The sequence below is a fragment of the Streptomyces sp. NPDC039480 genome (assembly GCF_055597165.1).
On record NZ_JBVITX010000004.1, the window covers coordinates 189,100 to 213,164 of the forward strand.

The 24,065-nt window shown below is 70.4% G+C and carries 27 protein-coding genes; 14 read left to right on the forward strand and 13 right to left on the reverse strand.

The genetic code is table 11. The features are described from left to right. The first annotated feature begins 41 nt into the window (after positions 1–41). The 3 genes from ACZ56E_RS14790 (at position 42) to ACZ56E_RS14800 (ending at position 1,989) form a co-directional block, all read left to right on the forward strand. Complete coding sequence (locus ACZ56E_RS14790) at positions 42–725, forward strand: response regulator (RefSeq protein ID WP_362992807.1); 684 nt, start codon at positions 42–44, stop codon at positions 723–725. A 133-nt stretch (positions 726–858) separates the two neighbouring features. Further along, positions 859–1,257 (forward strand): OB-fold nucleic acid binding domain-containing protein, encoded by a 399-nt coding sequence (locus ACZ56E_RS14795; RefSeq protein WP_362992781.1) that lies wholly within the window; start codon positions 859–861, stop codon positions 1,255–1,257. A 3-nt stretch (positions 1,258–1,260) separates the two neighbouring features. Then, positions 1,261–1,989 carry a DUF3159 domain-containing protein gene (locus ACZ56E_RS14800; protein ID WP_398305242.1) on the forward strand — a complete coding sequence of 243 codons (729 nt, stop codon included), beginning with the start codon at positions 1,261–1,263 and terminating at the stop codon, positions 1,987–1,989. A gap of 134 nt (positions 1,990–2,123) precedes the next feature. Here ACZ56E_RS14800 and ACZ56E_RS14805 read toward each other — a convergent pair whose 3' ends face one another. The 4 genes from ACZ56E_RS14805 to ACZ56E_RS14820 form a co-directional block, all read right to left on the reverse strand. Beyond that, on the reverse strand, positions 2,124–2,792 hold the full coding sequence (locus ACZ56E_RS14805) for a potassium channel family protein (protein WP_362992296.1): 669 nt from the start codon (positions 2,790–2,792) through the stop codon (positions 2,124–2,126). Then, positions 2,792–3,460, reverse strand: a complete 669-nt coding sequence (locus ACZ56E_RS14810; protein WP_356249822.1) for a potassium channel family protein — start codon at positions 3,458–3,460, stop codon at positions 2,792–2,794. Before ACZ56E_RS14810 ends, ACZ56E_RS14805 begins: the two co-directional genes overlap by 1 nt. A gap of 128 nt (positions 3,461–3,588) precedes the next feature. Then, on the reverse strand, positions 3,589–3,828 hold the full coding sequence (locus ACZ56E_RS14815) for a hypothetical protein (protein ID WP_468602747.1): 240 nt from the start codon (positions 3,826–3,828) through the stop codon (positions 3,589–3,591). Then, positions 3,828–4,178 carry an ArsR/SmtB family transcription factor gene (locus tag ACZ56E_RS14820; protein WP_471214276.1) on the reverse strand — a complete coding sequence of 117 codons (351 nt, stop codon included), beginning with the start codon at positions 4,176–4,178 and terminating at the stop codon, positions 3,828–3,830. The genes ACZ56E_RS14815 and ACZ56E_RS14820 overlap by 1 nt, the downstream gene beginning before the upstream one ends. A gap of 202 nt (positions 4,179–4,380) precedes the next feature. Here ACZ56E_RS14820 and ACZ56E_RS14825 point away from each other — a divergent pair, with 202 nt between their 5' ends. From ACZ56E_RS14825 to ACZ56E_RS14845, 5 genes are all read left to right on the forward strand, one after another. Continuing rightward, the gene (locus ACZ56E_RS14825) at positions 4,381–6,723 is read left to right on the forward strand and encodes an MMPL family transporter (protein WP_471214277.1); all 2,343 of its coding nucleotides are present in this window, start codon (positions 4,381–4,383) and stop codon (positions 6,721–6,723) included. A gap of 60 nt (positions 6,724–6,783) precedes the next feature. Further along, the gene (locus tag ACZ56E_RS14830; RefSeq protein WP_471214279.1) at positions 6,784–8,838 is read left to right on the forward strand and encodes an APC family permease; all 2,055 of its coding nucleotides are present in this window, start codon (positions 6,784–6,786) and stop codon (positions 8,836–8,838) included. A 176-nt stretch (positions 8,839–9,014) separates the two neighbouring features. After that, positions 9,015–10,379, forward strand: coding sequence for a class I SAM-dependent RNA methyltransferase (locus ACZ56E_RS14835; protein WP_471214281.1), 1,365 nt, complete (start codon positions 9,015–9,017; stop codon positions 10,377–10,379). A gap of 259 nt (positions 10,380–10,638) precedes the next feature. Next, positions 10,639–12,300, forward strand: coding sequence for a class I adenylate-forming enzyme family protein (locus ACZ56E_RS14840; protein WP_471214282.1), 1,662 nt, complete (start codon positions 10,639–10,641; stop codon positions 12,298–12,300). A gap of 167 nt (positions 12,301–12,467) precedes the next feature. Next, entirely contained in the window at positions 12,468–13,448 is a 981-nt protein-coding gene (locus ACZ56E_RS14845) for a TIGR03557 family F420-dependent LLM class oxidoreductase (RefSeq protein ID WP_468602733.1), read from the forward strand. Positions 13,449–13,477: 29 nt separating this feature from the next. Here the strand turns inward: ACZ56E_RS14845 and ACZ56E_RS14850 are convergent, their stop codons facing one another. The 6 genes from ACZ56E_RS14850 to ACZ56E_RS14875 form a co-directional block, all read right to left on the reverse strand. Beyond that, positions 13,478–13,894, reverse strand: coding sequence for an SRPBCC family protein (locus ACZ56E_RS14850; RefSeq protein ID WP_471214283.1), 417 nt, complete (start codon positions 13,892–13,894; stop codon positions 13,478–13,480). A 14-nt stretch (positions 13,895–13,908) separates the two neighbouring features. Next, positions 13,909–14,235 (reverse strand): plasmid stabilization protein, encoded by a 327-nt coding sequence (locus ACZ56E_RS14855; protein ID WP_362992253.1) that lies wholly within the window; start codon positions 14,233–14,235, stop codon positions 13,909–13,911. Positions 14,236–14,407: 172 nt separating this feature from the next. After that, entirely contained in the window at positions 14,408–16,252 is a 1,845-nt protein-coding gene (locus tag ACZ56E_RS14860; protein ID WP_471214284.1) for a thiamine pyrophosphate-requiring protein, read from the reverse strand. A 165-nt stretch (positions 16,253–16,417) separates the two neighbouring features. Then, a complete protein-coding gene (locus tag ACZ56E_RS14865; protein ID WP_471214285.1) occupies positions 16,418–17,104 on the reverse strand; it encodes a GAF and ANTAR domain-containing protein in 687 nt (228 codons plus the stop codon). A 126-nt stretch (positions 17,105–17,230) separates the two neighbouring features. Further along, the gene (locus tag ACZ56E_RS14870) at positions 17,231–17,959 is read right to left on the reverse strand and encodes an ANTAR domain-containing protein (protein ID WP_471214286.1); all 729 of its coding nucleotides are present in this window, start codon (positions 17,957–17,959) and stop codon (positions 17,231–17,233) included. Next, positions 17,956–18,696, reverse strand: coding sequence for an ANTAR domain-containing protein (locus ACZ56E_RS14875; RefSeq protein ID WP_471214287.1), 741 nt, complete (start codon positions 18,694–18,696; stop codon positions 17,956–17,958). The genes ACZ56E_RS14870 and ACZ56E_RS14875 overlap by 4 nt, the downstream gene beginning before the upstream one ends. Before the next feature lie 291 nt (positions 18,697–18,987). Between ACZ56E_RS14875 and ACZ56E_RS14880 the strand changes: the two genes are divergently transcribed. Continuing rightward, positions 18,988–19,737 carry a GAF and ANTAR domain-containing protein gene (locus tag ACZ56E_RS14880; RefSeq protein ID WP_471214289.1) on the forward strand — a complete coding sequence of 250 codons (750 nt, stop codon included), beginning with the start codon at positions 18,988–18,990 and terminating at the stop codon, positions 19,735–19,737. A 138-nt stretch (positions 19,738–19,875) separates the two neighbouring features. Continuing rightward, a complete protein-coding gene (locus ACZ56E_RS14885; RefSeq protein ID WP_471214290.1) occupies positions 19,876–20,232 on the forward strand; it encodes an STAS domain-containing protein in 357 nt (118 codons plus the stop codon). On the opposite strand, the gene ACZ56E_RS14890 is transcribed toward ACZ56E_RS14885, so the two are convergent. Beyond that, positions 20,229–20,576 (reverse strand): hypothetical protein, encoded by a 348-nt coding sequence (locus tag ACZ56E_RS14890; protein ID WP_471214292.1) that lies wholly within the window; start codon positions 20,574–20,576, stop codon positions 20,229–20,231. The genes ACZ56E_RS14885 and ACZ56E_RS14890 overlap by 4 nt on opposite strands. Positions 20,577–20,897: 321 nt before the next feature. On the opposite strand from ACZ56E_RS14890, the gene ACZ56E_RS14895 reads away from it, so the two are divergent. The 3 genes from ACZ56E_RS14895 (at position 20,898) to ACZ56E_RS14905 (ending at position 22,724) form a co-directional block, all read left to right on the forward strand. Next, positions 20,898–21,905 (forward strand): acyl-CoA desaturase, encoded by a 1,008-nt coding sequence (locus tag ACZ56E_RS14895; RefSeq protein WP_471214294.1) that lies wholly within the window; start codon positions 20,898–20,900, stop codon positions 21,903–21,905. 117 nt (positions 21,906–22,022) lie between these two features. Continuing rightward, positions 22,023–22,394 carry a DUF5994 family protein gene (locus tag ACZ56E_RS14900; protein ID WP_471214295.1) on the forward strand — a complete coding sequence of 124 codons (372 nt, stop codon included), beginning with the start codon at positions 22,023–22,025 and terminating at the stop codon, positions 22,392–22,394. Positions 22,395–22,526: 132 nt separating this feature from the next. Beyond that, entirely contained in the window at positions 22,527–22,724 is a 198-nt protein-coding gene (locus ACZ56E_RS14905; RefSeq protein ID WP_468602709.1) for a hypothetical protein, read from the forward strand. 96 nt (positions 22,725–22,820) lie between these two features. Here ACZ56E_RS14905 and ACZ56E_RS14910 read toward each other — a convergent pair whose 3' ends face one another. Further along, a complete protein-coding gene (locus ACZ56E_RS14910; RefSeq protein ID WP_471214813.1) occupies positions 22,821–23,021 on the reverse strand; it encodes a hypothetical protein in 201 nt (66 codons plus the stop codon). Between the two features lie 179 nt (positions 23,022–23,200). Between ACZ56E_RS14910 and ACZ56E_RS14915 the strand changes: the two genes are divergently transcribed. Next, positions 23,201–23,386: a hypothetical protein gene (locus tag ACZ56E_RS14915; RefSeq protein ID WP_471214298.1), complete on the forward strand. Its 186-nt coding sequence runs from the start codon at positions 23,201–23,203 to the stop codon at positions 23,384–23,386. 7 nt (positions 23,387–23,393) lie between these two features. Here the strand turns inward: ACZ56E_RS14915 and ACZ56E_RS14920 are convergent, their stop codons facing one another. Continuing rightward, positions 23,394–24,047: a histidine phosphatase family protein gene (locus ACZ56E_RS14920; RefSeq protein ID WP_471214299.1), complete on the reverse strand. Its 654-nt coding sequence runs from the start codon at positions 24,045–24,047 to the stop codon at positions 23,394–23,396. Positions 24,048–24,065: the final 18 nt, after the last annotated feature.

A 24,065-nucleotide genomic window follows, 5' to 3' on the forward strand; every position in this document is an offset into this window, starting at 1 on the left:
AAGCCGTGCTCCAGAACCAGAAGCCGGAAAGGCAGGTACGCATGACCCGGGTGCTCGTGGTCGACGACGAGCCGCAGATCGTACGCGCCCTCGTGATCAACCTGAAGGCGCGCAAGTACGAGGTGGACTCGGCCCCCGACGGCGCCACGGCGCTGCAGGTCGCCGCGGCCCGCCACCCCGACGTGATCGTGCTCGACCTCGGTCTGCCCGACATGGACGGCGTGGAGGTCATCCGGGGCCTGCGCGGCTGGACGCGCGTCCCGATCCTGGTCCTCTCCGCCCGGCACAGCTCGGACGAGAAGGTCGAGGCGCTGGACGCCGGCGCCGACGACTACGTGACTAAGCCCTTCGGCATGGACGAACTCCTCGCCCGGCTGCGCGCCGCCGTCCGCAGGGCGGAGCCCACCGGCCCCGGCGACGACGACGTCCTGGTCGACACCGGCGACTTCTCCGTCGACCTGGCCGCCAAGAAGGTCAACCGCGGCGGCCGCGACGTACGCCTCACCCCCACGGAGTGGCACCTCCTGGAGGTCCTGGTGCGCAACACCGGCCGCCTGGTCAGCCAGAAGCAGCTGCTCCAGGAGGTCTGGGGCCCCTCGTACGGCACGGAGACGAACTATCTCCGCGTCTACATGGCGCAGCTGCGCCGCAAGCTGGAGGCGGACCCGGCGCACCCGCGGCACTTCATCACGGAACCGGGAATGGGATACCGGTTCGAGAAGTGACCGAGATACCAGCGGCCGCGACACTGACCGGATTCCTCGCTTCAGCGGCCCCCGAAGCGGGTACTGAGCGGACATAAGCACAGATGAGCGCACCCCTGTCCCTGGTGTCGGCGCCCACCGGTACGCTTCTTGTATGAGTGCTGTTTCTGGTTCCGACAAGCCGGCGGGCCGTTTCCGGCGCATGCTCGACCGGCTCTCCTCCTCCCAGGAGGATCTGGAGTCGGAGGAGCTGCGGGAGGACGCCGAGACAGCGGGCTGCGTCCGTATCGGCGACTGCCAGGACCGCCAGATAGTCACCGTTACTGGTACCTTGCGCACGGTCACTCTGCGACCACGCGCCGGGGTTCCCGCCCTGGAGGCCGAGCTGTTCGACGGCTCGGCGGCGCTGGACGTGGTGTGGCTCGGCAGGCGCTCCATCGTCGGGATAGAACCGGGGCGCAGGCTGATCGCATCGGGCCGGATCTCGATGAGCCGCGGCCGCCGGGTGCTCTTCAACCCCAAGTACGAACTCAGACCCCTCGGACGGGAGTAACCGGTGACGTCCCTCGACAAGCCGACGGACCAAGGGAGCGCCGATCAGGACGCCGATTCCAGGGCCGTGACCGAGGCAGCGCTCTTCGAAGCCTTCGGCGGCGTGCGGGGCATGGTGGAGACGGTCGTTCCCGGCCTGCTCTTCGTGACCATCTTCACGATCAACAAGGACCTGCACATGTCGGCCATCGCGGCCCTCGCGGTGTCCCTGGTGCTCGTCGTGGTCCGCCTGGTCATGAAGGACACCGTCAAGCACGCCTTCAGCGGCGTCTTCGGTGTCGCCTTCGGTGTGGTCTTCGCGATGATGACCGGCAACGCCAAGGACTTCTACCTGCCCGGCATGCTCTACACGCTGGGCCTCTCCCTGGCGTACATGATCACGACCCTCGCGGGCGTCCCGCTGATCGGCCTCATCCTCGGCCCGGTCTTCAAGGAGAACCTCTCCTGGCGCACCCGCAACCCCGGCCGCAAGAAGGCGTACGCGAAGGCCAGTTGGGCCTGGGGCCTGATCCTGCTCGCCAAGTGCGCGATCCTCTTCCCGCTGTACTGGTGGGCGGACACCACGCAGTTCGGCTGGGTCCTGGTCGCCCTGAAGATCCCGCCGTTCCTGCTCGCCGTCTATCTGACCTGGGTGTTCCTCGCGAAGGCCCCGCCGCCGATCGACGTGTTCGCCGAGATGGAAGCGGCGGAGAAGGCGGAGGAGGAGCGCGAGCGGGAGCGCCGGAGCGCCTGAGGCCGCCCCGCAGGGGCGCTTCAGGGGCGCGGGGAACTGCGCGCCCAGCCACAACGCACCCGCAGCAGTAGACGTACGAGATGGGGGCGCCCGGTAATCACCGGGCGCCCCCATCCACGTACAGAGCCCCGGGGCTAGCTCTCGCGCCGCACCGACAGCAGATCCTCCAGCTGCTCCTCACGGGCCTGCGCCGCGACGAAGAGAAGCTCGTCCCCCGCTTCGAGGGAGTCGTCCGCGGTCGGCGCGAGGACACGCGTACCGCGGATGATCGTGACCAGCGAGGTGTCCTCGGGCCACTGGACGTCGCCGACCTGCGTGCCCGCGAGGGCCGACTCGGGCGGCAGCGTCAGCTCCACGAGGTTCGCGTCGCCGTGGCTGAAGCGCAGCAGCCGGACGAGATCGCCGACGCTCACCGCCTCCTCGACGAGCGCGGACATCAGACGCGGCGTGGAGACCGCGACGTCGACGCCCCAGGACTCGTTGAAGAGCCACTCGTTCTTCGGGTTGTTGACGCGGGCGACGACCCTCGGGACGCCGTACTCCGTCTTGGCGAGCAGCGAGACGACGAGGTTGACCTTGTCGTCGCCGGTCGCGGCGATCACGACGTTGCAGCGCTGGAGCGCCGCCTCGTCGAGCGAGGTGATCTCACAGGCGTCGGCGAGCAGCCACTCGGCCTGCGGGACGCGCTCCACCGAGATGGCGGTCGGCGCCTTGTCGATGAGCAGGATCTCGTGCCCGTTCTCCAGGAGCTCACCGGCGATGGAACGGCCCACCGCGCCTGCTCCGGCAATGGCGACCCTCATCAGTGACCGCCTTCCTCGGGGCCTTCGGCGAACGCCGCTTCGACCTTGTCGACCTGGTCGGTGCGCATCATGACGTGCACCAGGTCGCCTTCCTGCAGCACCGTCTGCGAGGTCGGCAGGACCGCTTCGCCCAGCCGGGTGAGGAAGGCCACGCGGACGCCGGTCTCCTCCTGCAGCTGGCTGATCTTGTGCCCGATCCAGGCCGCCGAGGCGTGCACTTCGGCGAGCTGCACACCGCCGGTGGGATCGCGCCACAGCGGCTCGGCGCCGGAGGGCAGCAGCCGGCGCAGCATCTGGTCGGCGGTCCAGCGGACCGTGGCGACCGTCGGGATGCCCAGGCGCTGGTAGACCTCGGCGCGGCGCGGGTCGTAGATGCGGGCCGCGACGTTCTCGATGCCGAACATCTCGCGGGCCACGCGGGCGGCGATGATGTTCGAGTTGTCGCCGCTGGAGACGGCGGCGAAGGCGCCCGCCTCCTCGATGCCGGCCTCGCGCAGGGTGTCCTGGTCGAAACCGACGCCGGTGACGCGGCGGCCGCCGAACCCGGAGCCGAGGCGGCGGAAGGCGGTGGGGTCCTGGTCGACGACGGCGACCGTGTGCCCCTGTTGTTCCAGGTTCTGGGCGAGAGCGGACCCGACTCTCCCGCAGCCCATGATGACGATGTGCACCTGTCCTTTACCCCGCACTCCTGGTCATCCCGCTGACCTGCGAAAACATCGTGCTCACTCTTCTCTCTCACTCTGCTGGCAACAACGGGGCAACAGCGTGCGGCGTTGCCAAGAGACGAGCTTAAGCCTCAGTCGACGCTGCGCAGCAGCCCCTCGACCTTCTCCAGCCGGTGGCCGAGCTCGACGAGCTGGAGGCGGGTCGACTCCTGCTCGGACCTGGCACGCTCGACGGCCTCACGGTACTCCTGCATGGCCTCGGCGTACTGCCGGTCGCGCTCGCGGTTGCGCTGCGTCTGGAAGTACGCGACGGCGACGATCGCGCCGGCGAGTATCAGGAAGAAAGCGACGGGAATGATCACGTCGTCCACTAGGGCGTCCCCTTTGCTGAGTGCTGTCCGTCATCGCCCGACCGACCTGTCCGACCCGACTGGTCGTGGCGGACGGCCGCGACGATCGTATCCACGTTCAACTGCACGTCGAACGGCGCCAGTTCGAAGTACTTGAGCGCCTTGCCGTCGTCGGAGAGCTCCAGGTGGCCGACGACGAGGCCTGCCTTCTCCATGCGTTCGAGGTGCATGTAGAGCAAGGGGCGGGACACCCCGAGCCGCCGGGCCAGCTCGCTGACGTACAGCCTGCCGGACGCGAGCTCGGTGATGATCCGGATGCGCTGTGCATGGCCGACCGCCGCGAGAAAAGCGAGCAGTTCCTCGCTGTTCATGATCCGCCTTCGCGCTGTCCGAAACCTGTCAGCGAAGGCTTACGTATGACGGGATCCGCTGTCAATCCGCGGCCGCCCGCCTGTCTGGGTGCGGGAATGACAGTTGACGGCCTGTTCCTTCACCTGTCAGTCTCAACTTACACATGAAGCACGGAGTGCGAAGCGCGAAGTGCGGACAGAGCCGAAAGGGCGGGGGACGGACATGAGAAAGCGATCGGTCACGGTGCGCGTGGCCCGGTGGAGCGCGCTGCACCCATGGCGGGCGGTCGTCGGCTGGCTGGTCTTCGTGGCGCTCTGCCTCGGAGGCGGAATCGCCGCCGGGATGAACAGCGCGACCTCGGAGGACTTCCGCGTCGGCGAGGCGGGCCGGGCCGAGGCCCTGGCGACCGGGGGCGGCATCCCGCTCCGGTCCACGGAACACGTACTGATCCGCGCCGCCTCGGGCTCCTGGGACAAGCCGGGGCCGCTGGACAGGGCGGCGGCCGACGCCGCCGTCAAGGACATCACCGACCGCATGCGGGCCCTGCCCGAGGTCGCCTCGGTCAGGGCTCCGGTCGCCTCTACCGACGGACGCGTCCTGCGGGTCCCGGTGGAACTGACCGGCTCCGAGCAGGACGACCAGGACCGCGTCCCGCCGCTCCAGGCCCAGACCGAGAAGGCCGCCGAGGCCCACCCGGACCTGCGGATCGAGGAAACGGGCGACGCCTCAGTGAGCAAGGGCGTCGACGGCCAGCGCGACAAGGACCTGAAGTTCTCCGAGGCGATCACCCTGCCGATCACGCTGATCACGCTCGCCGTGGTCTTCGGCTCGGTCGTCATGGTCGGCGTACCGCTGCTGCTCGCCATCACCTCGATCATGGCGACGATGGGCCTCGCGATGGTGGCCTCGCACCTGCTGCCCGACACCGGCGTCGGGATGAGCATGATCCTGCTCATCGGCATGGCGGTCGGCGTCGACTACACGCTCTTCTACCTCAAGCGCGAACGCGAGGAGCGGGCCCGCGCGGGCGGCCGCCTCACCTCGGAAGCCCTGGTCGAGGCCGCCGCCGCGACGGCGGGCCGGGCGATCGTGGTCTCCGGGCTCGCGGTGATCGTCTCCACCACCGCGCTCTTCCTCGCCCGCGACGTCATCTTCGACTCACTCGCCACCGGCACCATCCTGGTCGTCGCCGTCGCCGTGGTCAGCTCCGTGACGGTCCTGCCGGCGCTCCTGGTCGCGCTCGGCCGACGGACCGAGCGCCGCACGGCCAAGCGCGCCGCGCGGGGCAAGCCGGTCCGGTCGTACGGGTCGGAGGGGCCGGACGGGTCGCAGGGGTCGTACGGCTCGTACGGCTCGTACGGCGAGAAGAAGCCCGGCCGCGCCTGGAACGCCCTGCTCGCCCCCGCCCGCAAGCGCCCGGCCCTCACCCTCTGCCTCTCCGTCCTCGTCATGCTGGGCCTGGCGCTGCCCGCCCTGGACATGAACCTCAAGAACCCCGCGCGGGACAGCTTCTCGCGCGAGATCCCGGAGATGCGGGGGTACGACACCCTGCTCGCCACCTTCCCCGAGCAGCGCCTCCGGCACCTGGTCGTCGTGCGGGCCGAGGCCTCGCGGGCCGCCGACGTGCGGGCCGCCCTGGGCGAGCTGGACCGCAGAGTGCAGGCCGACCCGCTCTTCTCGCACCCCTCACGCACCCCGCTGCTCCGCACCTCCGAGGACCGGCGGACGACCACGCTGGAACTCAACGCTCCGCACCCGACGTACTCGAAGAAGGCTGAAGACTCGCTCGACCGCATCCGGCACGACCACCTCCCCGCGACCGTCGGCAGGCTGCCCGGCGTGGAGACGGCCGTCACCGGTGAGGTGGCGCGCGGCGTCGACTACGTAGAACACCAGAACGAGAAGCTGCCGCTCGTCCTCGGCTTCCTGCTCCTGATGACCTTCGTCATGACGGTCTTCGTGTTCCGCTCGGTCGTCCTCGGACTGCTCGGCGTCGCCCTCAACCTGCTCTCGGCGGCGTCGGCGCTCGGCATCCTCGTCCTCGTCTTCCAGGGCACATGGGCCGAGGGCCTGCTCTCCTTCATCTCGCTCGACGGAATCTCCTCGCGCGTGCCGCTCTTCCTCTTCGTGATCCTCTTCGGGCTCTCGATGGACTACCAGGTCTTCGTGGTCAGCCGCATCCGCGAGGCCGCCCTGAACGGCGTGCCCACGCGGCAGGCGGTCATCGACGGCATCACCTCGTCCGCCAAGGTCGTCACCAGCGCGGCGCTCGTCATGGTCACCGTCTTCGCGAGCTTCGTGATGCTGCACATCCTGGAGATGAAGCAGATGGGCCTCGTCCTCGCGGTGGCCGTCCTGCTCGACGCGTTTGTGATCCGCGTCATGATCCTGCCCGCCGCGCTGCTCCTCCTCGGCCGCGCCACCTGGTGGCCGTCCGGCGCGATCCGCCGCGCGGAGGCGCGGGTCGCGGAGCGCCGGGGGACGGGGGAGCAGGTCGCGGGGGAGCGGCTCACGGGGGCGGACCCCGCCCGTCCGGAGGGGCGCAGGATCGCACAAGGCCGATAGTCGGAGCAGTTGGGGGTGGTGGGTGGGCGCGCCCCCATTCGAACGCTTACGATCCTCTCCGTGTCCAAACTGACCGACGTGCCCAAACGGATCCTCATCGGGCGCGCACTGCGCAGTGACCGGCTCGGAGAAACGCTCCTGCCGAAGCGCATCGCACTCCCCGTCTTCGCGTCCGACCCGCTCTCGTCTGTGGCGTACGCGCCGGGAGAGGTTCTTCTCGTCCTCTCCATCGCGGGTGTGTCGGCCTACCACTTCAGCCCGTGGATCGCCGTCGCGGTCGTCGTGCTGATGTTCACGGTCGTGGCGTCCTACAGACAGAACGTGCACGCGTACCCGAGCGGTGGTGGCGACTACGAGGTCGCCACCACCAACCTCGGCCCCCGCGCCGGACTCACCGTCGCGAGCGCCCTGCTCGTCGACTACGTCCTGACCGTGGCCGTGTCGATCTCCTCGGGCATCGAGAACCTCGGCTCGGCGGTCCCGTTCGTGGTCGAGCACAAGGTGCTCTGCGCGGTCGCCGTGATCGTCCTCCTCACCCTGATGAACCTGCGCGGCGTGAAGGAGTCCGGGAAGCTCTTCGCGATCCCGACGTACGTCTTCGTGGCCGGCGTCTTCCTCATGATCGCGTGGGGCGCCTTCCGGGGCATCGTCCTGGACGACACCATGAAGTCGCCGACCGCCGACTACGAGATCAAGCCCGAGCACCAGGGGCTGGCGGGCTTCGCGCTCGTCTTCCTGCTCCTGCGGGCCTTCTCCTCGGGCTGTGCGGCGCTGACCGGCGTCGAGGCGATCAGCAACGGCGTCCCTGCCTTCCGCAAGCCGAAGTCGAAGAACGCCGCGACGACCCTCGCGCTCATGGGCGGCCTGGCCGTCACGATGTTCTGCGGCATCATCGGCCTCGCCATGGCGACCAACGTCCACATGGCCGAGAAGCCGGCCCACGACCTGATCCACAACGGCGTGCCGGTCGGCAGCGACTACGTCCAGAACCCGGTGATCTCCCAGGTCGCCGAGGCCGTCTTCGGCCACGGCAGCCTCCTGTTCATGATCCTCGCCGCGGCCACCGCGCTGGTCCTCTTCCTCGCGGCCAACACCGCGTACAACGGCTTCCCGCTGCTCGGCTCGATCCTGGCGCAGGACCGCTACCTGCCGCGCCAGCTGCACACCCGCGGCGACCGCCTCGCGTTCTCCAACGGCATCGTGTTGCTCGCCGGCGCGGCCGCGCTCCTCGTGGTCGTCTACGGCGCGGACTCGACCCGTCTCATCCAGCTCTACATCGTCGGCGTGTTCGTCTCCTTCACGCTCAGCCAGATCGGCATGGTCCGGCACTGGAACCGCCACCTGGCCAGCGAGAAGGACCCGAACAAGCGCCGCCGCATGGTCCGCTCGCGCGCGATCAACACGTTCGGCGCGTTCTTCACGGGCCTCGTCCTGGTCGTCGTCCTGGTCACCAAGTTCACGCACGGCGCCTGGGTCGCTCTGCTCGGCATGTGCATCTTCTACGCGACGATGACGGCGATCCGCCGCCACTACGACCGCGTGGCCGAGGAGATCGCGGCCCCGGAGACCCCGGGCGACGACAGCGTGCGCCCCTCCCGGGTCCACTCGATCGTCCTGGTCTCCAAGATCCACCGCCCGACGCTGCGCGCGCTGGCCTACGCGAAGCTGATGCGCTCCCACACGCTGGAGGCGCTCAGCATCAACGTCGACCCGGCGGAGACAAAGGCCCTCAAGGAGGAGTGGGAGCGCCGCGGCATCACGGTCCCGCTGAAGGTCCTCGACTCGCCGTACCGCGAGATCACCCGCCCGATCATCGAGTACGTGAAGAACCTGCGCAGGGAGAGCCCGCGCGACGTCGTCAGCGTGATCATCCCCGAGTACGTGGTGGGCCACTGGTACGAGCACCTGCTCCACAACCAGAGCGCACTCCGCCTCAAGGGCCGCCTGCTCTTCACGCCGGGCGTCATGGTGACCTCCGTCCCCTACCAGCTGGACTCCTCCGAGGCCGCGAAGAAGCGGGCCCGCAGGCGTTCGGAGTGGAACGCGCCGGGAGCGGTGCGGCGGGGGCCGGTGGAGAAGCCGAGGCGCACAAAGGAGCCGAGCAAGAAGCCCTGACGCACTCAGGCCCGCTGAGGCCCACTGAGGCGTGCTCAGGCCCACCGAGGCCTTGCTCATGCCCGCTCTGGTCGGACGGCCGGATCACACCCACGTAGACTGGTGGGCTGTGGTCCGGCCGTCTGCGGTCCGGCCGTTCCCGCCCCTTCCCCCTTACGTTGTGGAGTCACCCCGCCATGCAGGCAGAACCGAAGAAAACGCAGGCGGGGGACGCGTCGGCAGCGTCGGCCTCACTGGTCGGCAAGGAGTACGAGGTCGAGATCGGCCCCGTCGCGCACGGCGGCCACTGCATCGCCCGCACGGACGAGGGCCAGGTGCTCTTCGTACGGCACACGCTGCCCGGCGAGAAGGTCGTCGCACGCGTGACCGAGGGCGAGGAGGGCGCACGCTTCATCCGCGCCGACGCGGTGGAGATCCTGACGCCCTCCAAGGACCGCGTGGAGGCCCCCTGCCCGTACGCGGGCCCGGGCCGCTGCGGCGGCTGCGACTGGCAGCACGCGAAGCCGGGCGCGCAGCGCCGCCTCAAGGGCGAGGTGATCGCGGAGCAGCTGAAGCGGCTCGCGGGCCTGACCCCCGAAGAGGCGGGCTGGGACGGCACGGTCATGCCCGCGGAGGGCGACAAGCTCCCGGCCGGCGAGGTCCCGTCCTGGCGCACGCGCGTCCAGTACGCGGTGGACGCCTCGACCGGCAAGGCGGGGCTGCGCCGCCACCGCTCGCACGAGGTCGAGCCGATCGAGCACTGCATGATCGCGGCGGAAGGCGTCTCCGAACTCGGCATCGAGCAGCGCGACTGGTCGGGCATGGCGTCGATCGAGGCGATCGCGGCGACGGGCTCCCAGGACCGCCAGGTGATCCTGGCCCCGCGCCCCGGCGCACGCCTGCCCATCGTCGAGCTGGACAAGCCGGTCTCGGTGATGCGCGTGGGCGAGAAGGACGGCGGGGTGCACCGGGTGCACGGCCGCCCCTTCGTCCGCGAGCGGGCCGACGGCCGTACGTACCGTGTCGGCAGCGGCGGCTTCTGGCAGGTCCACCCGAAGGCGGCCGAGACGCTCATGCTCGCCGTCATGCAGGGCCTCACGCCCCGCAGGGGCGAGTCGGCCCTGGACCTCTACTGCGGCGTCGGCCTCTTCGCGGGCGCGCTGGCCGACCGCGTCGGCGAGAAGGGCGCGGTGCTCGGCATCGAGTCCAGCAAGCGCGCGGTGGAGGACGCCCGCCACAACCTGGAGTCCTTCGACCGCGTCCGCATCGAACAGGGCAAGGTCGAATCGGTCCTCCCACGCACGGGCATCACAGAGGTCGACCTCATCGTCCTGGACCCGCCCCGAGCAGGCGCCGGCAAGCAGACGGTCCGCCAACTGGCGGGCCTGGGCGCGCGACGCATCGCGTACGTGGCGTGCGACCCGGCTGCGCTGGCGCGGGATCTGGGGTATTTCCGGGAGGGGGGTTATCGGGTGCGGACGTTGCGGGCGTTTGATTTGTTTCCGATGACGCATCATGTGGAGTGCGTGGCGATTTTGGAGCCGGCCGCGAAGGGCGCCTGACCTGCGGTTTTGTGCGTGCGCATTATGTGCGGTGTGGTCGTTGCAGGCGATATCTGAATGCCCCCACGACGCACAAGTTCGCGCCGAACCGGATGAGACCGGCCCTCCCGTACCCAGTGGGTCGGCGTCGGCGGCGGTCGTCCGGCGTCCGGCTCGGCGGTGCGGTGCTCGCGAGTCAGGGCATGGTACGCCCCAACCCCCTGGCCGAAGATCCCCCCTGTCATGTCACCGCTGATCAGCGGCATGTTTGCATGTGTTCATGATCGTTAATGCACCGGAAACGTCCGAGGCCCGGACGTACGTGGACCGCATCCTGGAGCACTGGTACGAGGACGAGGGCGCCGAGGCGCTTGTTCAGGGTGGGTGGCGGTTGACGCGGGGGGAAGCTCGGCGGCGGCTGTTCGGGTTGGGGCATGCGCTGCGTCGGCAGGGGCTCTCGCCCGGTGACGGAGTGGGGCTGTTCCTGGCCAATCGTGTCGACTCCGTCCTGGTGCAGCTCGCCGTCCATCTCATCGGCTGCCGCGTCGTGTTCCTGCCGCCCGAGCCCGGGCCCGGCGAGCTCGCCGCGCTCGTCGAGCAGTCCCGGGCCCGCGCCGTCGTCACCGATCCGCTCTTCGCGCAGCGTGCCGCCGACGCGGCCGGCCGCAGCGTCCACGCCCCCGTGCTGCTCAGCCTCGGGCCCTGCGAGCAGCAGGAGCAGGGAGCCACGGAGAACGTGGCAGCCGTGGATCTGTTGGCCGTGGCCGAAGAGTGCCCGGACGTGCGGCCCGAGGGCGTGCCCGCCCCGGGGATCGATGAGGCCGTCACCGTCCTCTACACCGGCGGCACCCTCGGCCGTCCCAAGCTCGCCGCGCACAGCCACCGGCTCTACGACGCGCTCGTCGACCTGGCGGAGGACAGTCAGCGGGGGCTCCGTCCCGCGGGGCTCCCGGTCGTGGCCTCGGCGGAGGGCGCGGACCGCGTGCTCGCCGCCACGCTCCTCACGCACGGCAGCGGCCATCTCACCTCGGTCCAGGCGCTGGTGACGGGGTGCGTCCTCGTCGTACTGCCCGAGTTCGAGGCGGGTGCGGCGCTCGCGGTGCTGCGGGAGGAGCGGATCACCGCCACCATGTTCGTACCGCCGATGCTGTACGCGCTCCTCGACCACCCGGAGTGCGTACCGGGCGTACTCCCCGAGCTGCGGCGGATCGTCGTCGGCGGCGCGGCCTCCTCGCCCAGCCGGCTGCAGCAGGCGGCCGAGGTCTTCGGGCCCGTGATCAGCCAGGGGTACGGGCAGTCCGAGGCGCTCGGCATCGCCGCGTACGGTGCGGAGGAGCTCGCCTCGGAGAGTGCCGAGCGGCCCGAACTCTGGCGCAGCTGCGGGCGCGCGATATCCGACACCGAGATCGAGATCCGCGGTGAGGACAGCGACGTGGCACTGCCCGTCCGGCAGGTCGGTGAGGTCTGTGTCCGGGGCGAGACGGTGATGCTCGGCTACTACGAGGACCCGGAGCGCACCGCGCAGGCGCTGCACGACGGCTGGCTGCGCACCGGGGACCTGGGCTATCTCGACGCCGAGGGGCACCTCTTCCTCGTCGACCGCGCCAAGGACATCATCGTCACCGGCAGCACCAGCGACAACGTCTACTCCCGGGTCCTCGAGGACTTCCTGCTCACCCTGCCCGGGGTGCGCAACGCGGCGGCGCTCGGCGTGCCGGACGAGGAGTACGGGGAGGCCGTCCAGGTCTTCCTGGCCACGGCCGAGGACGCCGCCGTCGACCCGGACGTCGTCGGCGCGGCCGTGACCGCCGAGTTGGGTGATCTGTACACACCCCGGAAGACGGTCCTGCTCGACCGGCTGCCGACGACCAAGGTCGGCAAGGTCGACAAGAAGGCGCTGCGCGCCGCGTACGTGGGTGGCGGGGCCGTCAGCGCGTCGTAGGCGCTGTCGCGGACCGGGCGGGTGACCTTCGGCGGCGTCGGCGTGGCCTCGGCGGATGTGCGTGTTATGCCCGCATGTCGGCGGGTACCTCTATGCGGGCAAATGGGCAATAGGGCAGCAGCCTCAGCGACAGAAGTGGCGCAGGCACGCAAGGAGACACGACGCATATGAAGATCGGTTACAAGCTCGCCGCCGAGGCCTTCGGCCCGGCTGAACTGGTGCGGCAGGCGGTTCTGGCCGAGCAGGCAGGGTTCGATTTCGTCGAGATCAGCGATCACTACCATCCCTGGCTCGACAATCAGGGCCATTCGCCGTTCGCCTGGACGGTGCTCGGCAGCATCGCGGCCAAGACGGAACGGATCGAGCTGGCGACCGGTGTGACGTGCCCGACGGTGCGTTACCACCCGGCGATCATCGCGCAGGCGGCCGCCACCCTCGCCCTGCTGTCGGAGGGCCGTTTCGTGCTCGGGCTCGGTTCGGGCGAGCGGCTCAACGAGCACGTCACCGGCGTCGGCTTCCCGGATGCCGTGTCCACCCGGCACGAGATGTTCCGGGAAGCCCTGGAGATCATCCGGCTGCTGTGGAGCGGCGGCTACCAGTCGTACGAGGGGAAGCATCTTCGGCTTTCGGACGCCCGTGTGTTCGACCTCCCGGAGACGCTTCCGCTGATCGCGGTGGCCGCAAGCGGCAAGGCCTCGACGGCGCTCGCCGCGGAGCTGGGGGACGGGCTGTTCGCCACGGAGGACAAGCCCGAGATCGTCCGGCAGTACCGGGAGGCCGGCGGTTCCGGTCCGCGGTACGCGGAGGTGCCGATGGCGTGGGCGCCCGACGAGCACACCGGGGCCAAGGCCGCCCTGGAGACGTCGCGTTGGGCCCTGACCGGGTGGAAGGTCATGAGCGAGCTGCCCAATCCGGTCAACTTCGACGCCGCGACCTCGACCGTGCGCGAGGAGGACATCCTGGAGAAGTTCGCCTGCGGCACGGATCCCGCGCGGTTCGTCGAGGTGGCGCAGAAGTTCGTGGACGCGGGCTTCGACAGGCTGGTCATGCAGAACGCCGGCCCCGACCCGGACGGGTTCATCGACTTCTATCAGCGCGAACTCGACGGCCGTATGCGGCAGTTGAAGCCCGGCGACGGTCAGGGCTGAACCCAGCACCGACGGCGTCACCCTCGGTCTCAGCCCGCCGCGTTGTCGACGCGCAACCGGACCTGTTCCTCCAGCCGCTGCAGGCTGCGGTCGAGAGCGGTGTGCACGGCCTCTTCACCCGGGTCGTGCCCCTCCTCGAAGAACGACAGGTGCACCGTGACCTCACTGGTGCCGCCGTCCAGTCCCGCGACCTGGAGCCAGCCGGTGTAGCCGCCCTGCTCGCGGGTGCCCCACTCGAGCCGCATCTGGTCGCGCCGGGCCCGCAGCAGGGCGGACACGTCCTTGTCGGTGCGGTCCTCGTGCACGGTGACGGCGGGTGGTTCCTCCCCGGCGTCCACGTGCAGGTCCTGCGGCAGCCAGGCGTCCATCCGGTCGACGTCGGCGGCCTGGTCGAAAACGTGCTCAGGCAGCGCGGGCATCGTGCGCGAACGTTCGTATTCGGTCATCGTGTGCGCCGCGGTCAGCGGCCGAGGGCCTTGGCGAGTTCGTCCTTGTTCATCGACGAACGGCCGTCGATGTTGCGCTTCTTCGCCTCCGCGTACAGCTGGTCCTTCGTCGGCCCCTGCGAACCGCTGTGCGAGCGCTCGCCGCCGCGCTGCGGGGCGGACTTCCTGTCCTGGGTGGACGTCTTGCTCGCGGTCTTCGACTCACCGGAGCGGGCCCGTTCCTTGTTCACGGTGCGCGCGGCGATCTCCTTCGCGCGGCCCTTGGAGGTGCCGCGCTTCTCGGCCCCCTCCTTGATGTGCTCGTACTGACGCTCTCGCTTCGGGCTGGAACCCTGCGGCATGGTGATCCCCTTCCAGAGTGGGACGAGTCGGATGGACTCTTCGCGTACCCGACGGTCGGCTGCTCACCCGGAAATCCGGGCAGATCGGATGGAATCCATCTGATGCGGGGCGCTGGTGGTGTGCGAGCAGACGGCGACCGAACGGATGAGGCGGCGGACCGGAGCCGGCCGGTCACTTGTCCCGTTCGCCGCTGTCGTGCTCCCCGGCGCCGGGCCGGTCGCCGCGGTGCCGGCTGCCGGGCAGCATCTCCTGCACCTTCGCCTTGAAGCCCTGCTTGATCACGGAGCCGGCGTCGCTGTCGCCGTGCAGGATCGCCGACGCGGCGGCCTCGATCTGGTCGAGGGACGCGTGCGGGGGGATGGGCGGGACGGCCGGGTCCGTGCGGAAGTCGATGACGAAGGGCCGGTCCGCGGCGAGCGCCTGGTCCCAGGCGGCCTCGACCTGCTTGGGCTTCTCCACGCGTACGCCGGCGAGGCCCAGGGACCGCGCGATGTCGGCGTAGGGCAGATCGGGCAGGTGCTGCGACTCCTCGAACTGCGGGGCGCCCGACATGGCCCGCATCTCCCAGGTGACCTGGTTGAGGTCGCCGTTGTTCAGGACGGCCACGATCAGCCGCGGGTCGGACCACTCGTGGTAGTACTTCGCGGCGGTGACCATCTCCATCATGCCGTTCATCTGCATCGCGCCGTCACCGACGATGGCGATCGCCGGGCGGTCCGGATGCGCGAACTTCGCGCCGATGGCGTACGGCACACCGGGCCCCATCGTGGCCAGCGTCCCGGACAGCGAACCGCGCATCGAGCCGCGCAGCCGAAGATGCCGGGCGTACCAGTTCGCGGCGGAGCCGGAGTCGGCGGAGAGGATGGCATCGCCGGGCAGCTTGCCGTCCAGGGCGTGGACCACGTACTCCGGGTTGATGGGGTCGGCGTCCACCGCGGCACGGCGCTGCATGACCTCCCACCACCGCGCGACGTTCTTCTCGACCTTCTCGCGCCATGCCCGGCTCTCCTTGCGGTGCAGGCGCGGCAGGAGGCGTTGCAGTGTCTCGCGCGCGTCGCCCACGAGGTTCACCTCGAAGGGATACCGCAGCCCGATCATGTGCGGGTCGATGTCGATCTGAACTGCCCGCGCCTGATCGAAGTCGGGCAGGAACTGCGCGTACGGGAAGCTGGAGCCGATCATCAGCAGGGTGTCGCACTCCTGCATCAGTTCGTACGAGGGCCTTGTGCCGAGCAGACCGATCGCACCGGTGACGTAGGGCAGGTCGTCCGGCAGCGCGTCCTTGCCGAGCAGCGCCTTGGCGACGCCCGCGCCGAGCACGTCCGCGAGCCGCTCGACCTCGTCGCGGGCGCCGCGCGCGCCCTGCCCGATCAGGACGGCCACCTTCTCCCCGGCGTTCAGGACCTCGGCCGCGCGCGCGATGTCCTCGTCGGCCGGCACGGGCGCGTACCGCCCGATGCCCAGGCTGGAGGGCACCATCTTGAACGCGTGGGTGGGCGGGGAGTAGTCCAGTTCCTGCACGTCGGCGGGGATGATGACCGCCGTGACCGTCCGCTTGGCGTAGGCCGTGCGCATCGCGCGGTCGATGACGTTGGGCAGCTGCTCGGGAACTGTCACGGTCTCGCAGAAGTCGGACGCGACGTCCTTGTACAGGTTCGCGAGGTCCACTTCCTGCTGGTAGGAGCCGCCCATGGCGCTGCGGTTGGTCTGGCCCACCAGCGCCACGACGGGGACGTGGTCGAGCTTCGCGTCGTACAGGCCGTTCAGGAGGTGGATCGCGCCCGGACCCGAGGTGGCGGCACACACGCCGACCTTGCCGGAGAACTTGGCGTACCCCACCGCTTGGAAGGCCGCCATCTCCTCGTGGCGGGCCTGCACGAACTGCGGTTTGTTGTCGGCCCGTCCCCAGGCCGCGAGCAGACCGTTGATCCCGTCCCCGGCGTAGGCGAAGACGTGCTCCACGTCCCACTCGCGCAGGCGCTGGAGGATGTAGTCGGAAACCTTCGTGGTGGACATGACGAATCTCCGGTGTGGTGTCGTTATGTGCGGTAGTGGCCGCCTTGTACCCCTAACACCGGGTGACATGCGGGAATCCGCCGTGACGGCACCGACCGGGGAACGGATGACACGGAGCCCGCCATGTGGGCCAGCACGGGGCCTGGGCCGTGCCGGAGAGGCCGGTCAGTCGAGCCGCTGGTGGTCGAGGACGTGTTCGGCGGTGCGCAGCAGGGGCTGGTTGTGCCGGAAGGAGTGCGCCCGGAGCCGGGCCAGGGCGTCGTCGGCGCTGAGCCCGTACTTGGCGGCGAGGATGCCGGCGGCCATGTGGACGGTGGGCGGGTAGCCCTGCGGCCCGCTCTGGGTCAGCCGGCTCCGGGTGGTGAGGAGGTGGGGGTGCTCGTACAGGGCGAGGACGGCCAGGACGCGTGTGTAGGCGTCGGCCCGCTCATGCTGTGCGGGGGTGAACCGGGTGGGCGCGCAGCGGTAGAGGTCCAGGACACCGATGGTGAGCGTGCCGATGGCGAGGGGCAGCGCCAGGACGCTGCGGGCGCCCTGCTCGGCGGCGGTGGGGCCGTAGGCGGGCCACCGGGCGGTCACCTGCTGCAGGTCCTGCACCTCGACGGGGGCGCGGCGGGTGAAGGCATCGGTGCACGGCCCCTCCCCGGTGACCAGTTGGGCGTCCTCCACGAGCCGGGCCCGCTCGTCCGTGGCAGCGCCCATCAGGCGCAGTTCGCCGGCGGTCACGAGGCTCACCCCGGCGAAGTCGGCTTCCAGGTCGTCGGCACAGGCCCGGCAGCCGGTGGCGAGCGTGGGGCCGCCGGCGGCGGCGCTGACGCGCTGCCAGGCCGCGGCGTGGTGGTCCTGGTTCACGAGGCGTCCCTACGACGGGTACGTGCCGGACAGGCGGCGAAAGGGACACGTCCTTCCGCCGGGGGCCGGGGCGGGGATACGGGGCCGGACGGTTGCGGCCGGGGGCGTGCGGGGCGGAGCGTGGGGTCAGGGGCGGTGGATGGCGGTGGTGTCGAGGGTGCCGTCGATGAGCTGACGGCACAGCTCGGTCAGGGACTGCTGGTGGCTGCGGGCGTGGCGGCGCAGGGCGTCGAACGACTCGTCGAGGGTGGCGCTCCAGCGTTCGGCGAGTATTCCCTTGGCCTGCTCGATGACGATGCGGCTCGACAGGGCGGCCCGCAGTTGGGTCCGCTCCACGTTGCCGTGCACGATCGTGCGGTGCTGCAGGATGGCGATGGTCGCCACGTCGGCCAGTGCCTGCGCCACCCGCGCGTCACGTTCGCTGAGCTTCTGGGCGCGGACGTCGAAGAGGTTCAGCGCGCCGACGATCTGCTGGCGCATGCGCATCGGCAGGGCGTGGGTGGTGACGAAGCCGGCCTGCCGGGCGCGCTCCGCGAAACGCGGGAACCCGGCTGTCCGCACCGGTGACGTCAGGGCGATGTTGAGCTGGGCGGTGCCGTTGCGGAAGCACTCCACGCAGGGGCCCTCGGCGCTCTGGATGGCGAAGAGTTCAAGGAGCCGGGTGTGCTCGTCGGACGCGGCGATCAGCTGCAGGCCGCCGCTGGGGTCGGCGAGCATGACGCCCACGGCGGAGACGTCGAGCAGGTTGTTGCACCGGTCGCACAGTTGGTGCAGGAAGTCGATCAGGTCGAAGTCGTCGACGAGGGTGTCTACGGCCTCAACCATGGCTGCCAGTAGTTGCTCTTCACGTGTCATGGCCCTTCAGTCCCTTCGCCGGCAGGAGTGTCCGGCCCGTTTTCATCATTCTGGAAGCTCAGCCGCCTGGCTACCACGTCCTCGGCGACCTCCACCACGGACCGTCCGTGCCGGTAGGCGTGGGCACGCAGCCGCAGGAGCGCCTGGGCCAGGGAGACCCCGGCCTGGACGCTGACCATGCCGCTGGCCTGATGCACAGCGGCGCGGTAGAAGTCCGATGCGTCGTCGGCATCGGCGAAGGAGGTCTGCTGCGGGCCGCCGTCGAGGAGGAGGGCGACCAGGGCGTTAGCCACGAGCAGGACATCGGTCATGGTGGCGTCCGCGATCCGACCGGGCGTCCCGCGCTGCAGGGTCATGGTGCCCAGACAGGCGGACCCGAGGGACAGCGGGAAGCAGAAGACCGCCCCGATGCCCAGCGCCGCGGCCTCGGACGACAGCGCGGGCCAGCGGTCGGCAGGCAGGGACGACAGGTCCGGCACGAGGACGGGCGTGATAGAGGCGGCCGCCTCGATTCCCGGCCCCTGGCCGAGCGTGAACTGCAGGTCCTCCAGCCGTGCGCTGGCGCCCGCGGTGGACCACAGCAATTCGCTCAGCCCGCTGTCCGTCGTCGCGGAGACGGCGATGCCGTCCACCCGCAGGATCTGTGCGCACAGATTCGGGTCGGCGCCGATCAGCCCCACATCACCGTAGGAAGGGCGCAGGCTCTCCAGCACAGCGGCCAGATCGTCGGTGCCCACAGCTCTTCACCTCCCGATGCGGCCGCCTTGAGGAGGGCCCCTGCGGCGCGGGGGCCCACTCCGGACAGGTCCAGTCTAGGGACAGTCCGGCGGACAAGGGCGCCGGGCGCCTGTGGCGGGCTGGGGCCGGGCGTAGGGTGGAGACACAAGCTGCCCGCAGGCGCACGTCGCCCTCTTCCTGACATTGGCTTCCGATCAGGGCAGCATCGGCGGTGAATGCCGGAGATCGGATACCAAAATGCCCGCGTACCGCAGGGCGGATCGTCCGCATGTTTCCGCATCGAGACTCCGATGACTGCCCCACGGCCGGAAGCCGTGGTCCTCGCCGCTCGTCACACGGGCCACGCCGACCCGGCGGGCCGCATCGGCGCGTCGTGCCGGTCGGCTCTGCACGGCGCCTATTCGGTGGGACTCACGCTGGCGGTCGACGCCGCCCTGGCGCAGCGGGTGTCGCTGTGTGCCTTCGGCCCGCTGGCCGCCAAGGGTGAGGCACTGCAGATCAACCTCGGAGAGGGGCCGTGCGTACAGGCCCTCCGCCGACGCGAACGCGTCCTCGCCGACGACCTCGACGATCCGGCCACCACCCGCGAGTGGCCCTTCTACGCCCACGACGCCAGGGCCCATCTCATCCGCGCGGTCTTCGCCCTGCCCGTTCTCAACGGCAGCGACCCGGCACGGCAGGCCGGTCTCGTCCTCTGTCTCTACCGGCACCGTCCCGGCCCGATCTCCGACGCCGATCTGCACATCGCACAGGACCACGCCGATGCCGCCGAGCTCCTGCTCCTCGCCGCGCCCCTGCCGACCGAGGACGACCTCGCCAACGCCTGGCTGCTGCCCGTCGACGCGACGGTCCACCAGGCCATCGGCATGATCAGCTACCGCCACTCCCTCACCGGCGGCCAGGCCCTGGCCCTGCTGCGGGCCCACGCCCACGCCCGGCAGACGGATCTGACGACCCTCGCCCACGCCATTGTTCATGACGGCCTGACGCTGCCCGACCCCCCCTCCCCTGGCTCCCCAGGCGACCATCAGGCCCCATAGCAGGTGCGGGCGGGCGGCGCAGATGATCGGCTGAAGTGTCGCGACAGGTACTTACCGGCCATTACCGTGAAGCGCCGGCCCAGACCCCGTTGGCGGACCGGTCCCCAGGGACGCACCGTACTCAGCCAAATGAGAGTCATGTCGTCTTCGACGCCCACGACGTCCTGCATCGAGTCCGTACACATGCACGGGTCCGACCTCGTGGTCAGCCTGCGCGGGGAGATCGACATCGCCACCGCGCCCGCCATCACCTCGTACCTCGACAAACTGACGACCCCGCACTCCGCCGAACTCCTGATCGACCTGCGTCAGGTGACGTTCATGGACGGTTCCGGCGTACGGGTGCTGACCCGTGCCCGCGCCAGAAAGGACGGACGGCTCCGCCTGATCTGCACGCAGCCGATCACCCTCAGGCTGCTCCGCCACCCGAGCCTGCGTCTGCACTTCGAGATCCTGGACCATCTCCCGCCACCGGCACCGCGGACAGTGGCCTAGAGGCGCAGCAGCCGCTGGGTGATTTCCCGGTACTGGCGCAGCGCGAGCCGGAGTTCGACGGCGTCGGTGCCGGGGTCCTGCTCCTGCCAGTCCGCACGCAGGGCACGCCTCCGCTCCGCGATGGCCTCCATCAGCAGGGCGGAGGTCTCGTTCAGAGCGGCGTCCGCCTCTTCCAGCGCGTCGCGCGGGGTGTCGGCGAAGGTGTTGATGGCGTGGCCCAGGCGCCGGGTGATCTTGTCGCGATCGTCCGACGGCAGCAGCGGCTCGGAGCCCGCCGCGGCGGGTTCGGTGCGGCCTCGTGGCTGGTCCGCGGGCTGCTGGGCGCGTCTCTGGTCGTACATCATTGTGCCGCTTCCGTCCGCGGGTAGGCGATCTTCGGTCTTCTCGGCGGCCCGTTCCTGGCCGGCGTTCCGTAGCGACATGGCTCTGCGCCGTGCAGCCAGTCAACGTCCGGCGGCGGCCCGTGTCAACGCGATACCCGGGCGATCCGGGCAGCATTCTTTGCGGAGCCGACGGCAATACGGTGCCGGGGGAGTACCGTTGCAGTGGCGAGGGCCCTTCGTGTGCCGGTGTCCTGACCGACCGGCCCGGCCCTCGCACATCCGATTCCACAGAGGCAGCCCAGGACCCCGGCCGCGTCACGCACCGAGGCCGAGGTCCCCCGCATGTCGCTCGTTTCCGAGACACCCCCATCGGTGTCCCCGCCGATCACCGCTCAGCCACCGCCCGAGAGTTACGACGGGGTGTCCCCCTTCCCGCCCGACGGGCCGGAGCGCGAGCGAAGCGGCGGTGAACGGCTGTACGTCATGGTGACGGCGCTGATCGTCGTCCTGCCGTTCGTGGCGCTCGGCCTGGCCGGCTGGCTGCTGTGGGGCCGTCTCGTCCACCCCGTCGACGTGCTGCTCTTCGCCGTCTTCTACGTGGTCACCGGCCTCGGCGTCACGGTCGGCTTCCACCGCGGGCTGACCCACGGCTCCTACCGTGCCGTGCGGCCCCTGCGCTACGCGCTCGCGGTGGCCGGGTCCATGAGTTTCCAGGGCGACGTCATCGGCTGGGTCGCCACGCACCGGCGGCACCACGCCTTCACCGACCGGCCCGGCGACCCGCACTCGCCGTACCGCTACGGCACGCACCTGCGCGGCCAGTTGCGCGGGCTGCTGCACGCTCACGTCGGCTGGCTGTTCCGCAACGAGCAGACCCCGGCGGAGCGTTACGCCCCCGACCTCCTCGCCGACCGCGACATCCGCGCCGTCTCCCGCGCCTTCCCGGTGCTGTGCGTTCTCACGCTCGCGCTGCCGTTCGGGCTCGGGTGGGCGATCGGCGGCTCCTGGCTGTACGGGACAACGGCGCTGCTCTGGGCGGGGCTTGTGCGCATCGCCCTGCTCCAGCATGTGACCTGGAGCGTGAACTCGCTGTGCCACATGATCGGTGAGCGACCGTTCCGTACGAGGCGCCATGACCGGGCCACCAACCTGTGGCCGCTGGCCCTGCTCTCCTTCGGGGAGAGCTGGCACAACCTCCACCACGCCGACCCCACCAGCGCCCGGCACGGCGTCGACCGCGGTCAGGTCGACCCGTCGGCCGCCGCCATCCGTCTCTTCGAACGCCTGGGCTGGGTGTCCGACGTGCGCTGGCCGACGCGGTCCCGGATCGCCGCCCGACGTCGTTCCTGAAGGCCGGCCACCCCACCGGTAAGTGCAATCGAGAGGGACATCATGGCCATCGCTCCGGAACTGCCCCACCATTCCCGGACCCAGGTCCGAGTCCGGCCCCACCCCCACCCCCGAGCCTTGCCCCAGCCCCTCCTCCGGCTGCGGCCGGCTCCGCACGGCGCTCTGCCCCGCGCCATCGACGGCGCGTGGTGGCCGTACTCGTACGACGTGCTCGTCGAACTTCCGGGGCTGCTCGCCGGTCTGCCACCGCAGTGGGGCCCCATCGGCAGCGTCACGGTGAACGGGGCGATGTGGACCGAGCCGCCCGGCCGGATGGTCGTCGCCGGGCAGGCCGTACGACTGCGCAGGAACCTCACGGTGTCGCTCCCGCACACCATCGTCCTGCTCGCCCCCGGCCGAGGGCGCTGGGACCTGGTGGTCGTGCCGCCGGGGTCGACCCCGGAATCGGCGGCCCTGCTCATGGCCGCCGCCGCAGGCGGGCAGAACTGACCGGGTGAATCGTTACTTCTTTCACGTACGGGTGATATGGGGCGTACCGGGATCCGGGGGTGGGGAGTCACGGAGCGGCTCGCGTTGATCGTTGAGCCGGAGGCAACTTCGCTGACATGAAGGAGAGTTCACATGCGCCGTTCCGCCGCCGTCATCCTCGGTGCCGTCGCGTTGCTGGGGGTCCTCGCGGCGCCCGCGAGCGCCGTGCCGGACCCCGTCGCGACCATCGACTGTCTGGTCCAGACGCCCGCGGAGATCACGGCGCTCGTCGACCCGGCGAGCCCCGGCCTTCCCACGGAGATCCCGGTCACGGGGTGTCTCGCGCCGTGACCTGACCGCGTCCCCACCCGCACCGCGCTTGCGGGCCCCGGACCGGGGCCGCGCAAGTGCGGAGGGTCGGTCGCTCGCGCTTCGGCGCTCAGGGCGTCAGCCCCAGCGGTAGCCGTCGCCGAAGTTGAGGGTGTGTTCCAGCACGTCCTCCAGCGGGTCGTCGATCTGGCCGGTGTTGATCAGCCCGACCCGGGGGCCGTTGTGCGAGGTCTTGTTGCTCTCGTCGGCGTGTGCCGTGCCGGAGCACAGGACGGCCGGCGTGGCCGTCATCGCCGCGACCAGCGCCCAACGGGACATCTTCCGTGCCCAACTGCCGTTCACTGCGGCCTCCTTGAGACGTGCGCGTCCGGGCCGTCGAGCACGGCCCGTTCGCCCTGTGTAACCCCGGCGCGGGCAGGAAGTCACCGACGATCATACGAACGGGTTGTCGCCCGCTCTCCGGTTCGCCCAACCTCCCTCCGAAGGAAGGCCGTTGTATGTCGTCTCGCCACGTCATAGCCGTCGTCGCTCTCGCCGCCGCCCTCGTCCTCTCCGGGGCAACGGCAGCGACTGCCGCGGCGAACCCCATTCCGTTGCCCGTCATCGACACGCTGATCAACGAAGGGGTCTCCATCGAGGGACCGCTGATCAACAACATCGTGCTGCCGGGCGGGCCGGCGTGACGCGTGCTCAGGCGCGGAGCTCCGGGGGGAAGCCGGTCCAGCGCAGTTCCTCGGGCAGGTGGCGCATGTCGTTGTAGAACACCAGGGCGGCGGGGCGGCCCGGTGTGTAGCGGATGACCGTCAGGGCCGCGTTGCAGTGGTTGAGGCCGAGCCAGCGCGCCGGTGGGGCCTCCAGGGCGGCGCGGACCAGCCAGCCGATCAGGAAGTTGTGGGTGACGAGTAGTTCGTGGCGCGGCTCGTCGCCGGGGACCGGGCCGGTGAAACAGGCGAGGGCCTCCTGGGCAAGGGTGGGGCCGTCCACGCGCTCGGCCTCGGGGAACTCGGCAAGCCGGGCCAGCGTCGCGTCGGCCGTCTCGGGCGGCAGTTCGTCCTTGTGCGGGATGTGGGGGAGGTAGTCGCCCGCCGGGGCCGAGCGGTGCAGGGGGACGGCGCCGTTCAGCTGGTCGGCCACCAGGCGGGCCGTCTGTTCGGCGCGGGGGAGCGGGCCGTGGTGGATGGTGGTGAGGGGCACGCTCCGGAGGCGCTCGCCGAGGAGGACCGCCTGTCTGAGGCCTCCCTGAGTCAGCCCGCTCTCGTCCGGCGTGGCCTCACCGTGCCGGGCGATGTAGAGGTGGCGCGTGCTGTGTGTGGGGTGCGGGGTGGTCGGGGGCGGTGTGGTCATGGCGCGGCGGTCCCTTTC

Excerpts from the sequence above, each read along its gene's own strand:
- ACZ56E_RS14790 (WP_362992807.1), top strand. The coding sequence starts at position 42 with ATGACCCGGGTGCTCGTGGTCGACGACGAGCCGCAGATCGTACGCGCC.
- ACZ56E_RS14795 (WP_362992781.1), top strand. The coding sequence starts at position 859 with ATGAGTGCTGTTTCTGGTTCCGACAAGCCGGCGGGCCGTTTCCGGCGC.
- ACZ56E_RS14805 (WP_362992296.1), bottom strand. The coding sequence starts at position 2,792 with ATGAGGGTCGCCATTGCCGGAGCAGGCGCGGTGGGCCGTTCCATCGCC.
- ACZ56E_RS14820 (WP_471214276.1), bottom strand. The coding sequence starts at position 4,178 with ATGAACAGCGAGGAACTGCTCGCTTTTCTCGCGGCGGTCGGCCATGCA.
- ACZ56E_RS14825 (WP_471214277.1), top strand. The coding sequence starts at position 4,381 with ATGAGAAAGCGATCGGTCACGGTGCGCGTGGCCCGGTGGAGCGCGCTG.
- ACZ56E_RS14835 (WP_471214281.1), top strand. The coding sequence starts at position 9,015 with ATGCAGGCAGAACCGAAGAAAACGCAGGCGGGGGACGCGTCGGCAGCG.
- ACZ56E_RS14840 (WP_471214282.1), top strand. The coding sequence starts at position 10,639 with ATGATCGTTAATGCACCGGAAACGTCCGAGGCCCGGACGTACGTGGAC.
- ACZ56E_RS14845 (WP_468602733.1), top strand. The coding sequence starts at position 12,468 with ATGAAGATCGGTTACAAGCTCGCCGCCGAGGCCTTCGGCCCGGCTGAA.
- ACZ56E_RS14850 (WP_471214283.1), bottom strand. The coding sequence starts at position 13,894 with ATGACCGAATACGAACGTTCGCGCACGATGCCCGCGCTGCCTGAGCAC.
- ACZ56E_RS14855 (WP_362992253.1), bottom strand. The coding sequence starts at position 14,235 with ATGCCGCAGGGTTCCAGCCCGAAGCGAGAGCGTCAGTACGAGCACATC.
- ACZ56E_RS14860 (WP_471214284.1), bottom strand. The coding sequence starts at position 16,252 with ATGTCCACCACGAAGGTTTCCGACTACATCCTCCAGCGCCTGCGCGAG.
- ACZ56E_RS14870 (WP_471214286.1), bottom strand. The coding sequence starts at position 17,959 with ATGACACGTGAAGAGCAACTACTGGCAGCCATGGTTGAGGCCGTAGAC.
- ACZ56E_RS14880 (WP_471214289.1), top strand. The coding sequence starts at position 18,988 with ATGACTGCCCCACGGCCGGAAGCCGTGGTCCTCGCCGCTCGTCACACG.
- ACZ56E_RS14885 (WP_471214290.1), top strand. The coding sequence starts at position 19,876 with ATGTCGTCTTCGACGCCCACGACGTCCTGCATCGAGTCCGTACACATG.
- ACZ56E_RS14890 (WP_471214292.1), bottom strand. The coding sequence starts at position 20,576 with ATGATGTACGACCAGAGACGCGCCCAGCAGCCCGCGGACCAGCCACGA.
- ACZ56E_RS14895 (WP_471214294.1), top strand. The coding sequence starts at position 20,898 with ATGTCGCTCGTTTCCGAGACACCCCCATCGGTGTCCCCGCCGATCACC.
- ACZ56E_RS14905 (WP_468602709.1), top strand. The coding sequence starts at position 22,527 with ATGCGCCGTTCCGCCGCCGTCATCCTCGGTGCCGTCGCGTTGCTGGGG.
- ACZ56E_RS14910 (WP_471214813.1), bottom strand. The coding sequence starts at position 23,021 with ATGTCCCGTTGGGCGCTGGTCGCGGCGATGACGGCCACGCCGGCCGTC.
- ACZ56E_RS14915 (WP_471214298.1), top strand. The coding sequence starts at position 23,201 with ATGTCGTCTCGCCACGTCATAGCCGTCGTCGCTCTCGCCGCCGCCCTC.
- ACZ56E_RS14920 (WP_471214299.1), bottom strand. The coding sequence starts at position 24,047 with ATGACCACACCGCCCCCGACCACCCCGCACCCCACACACAGCACGCGC.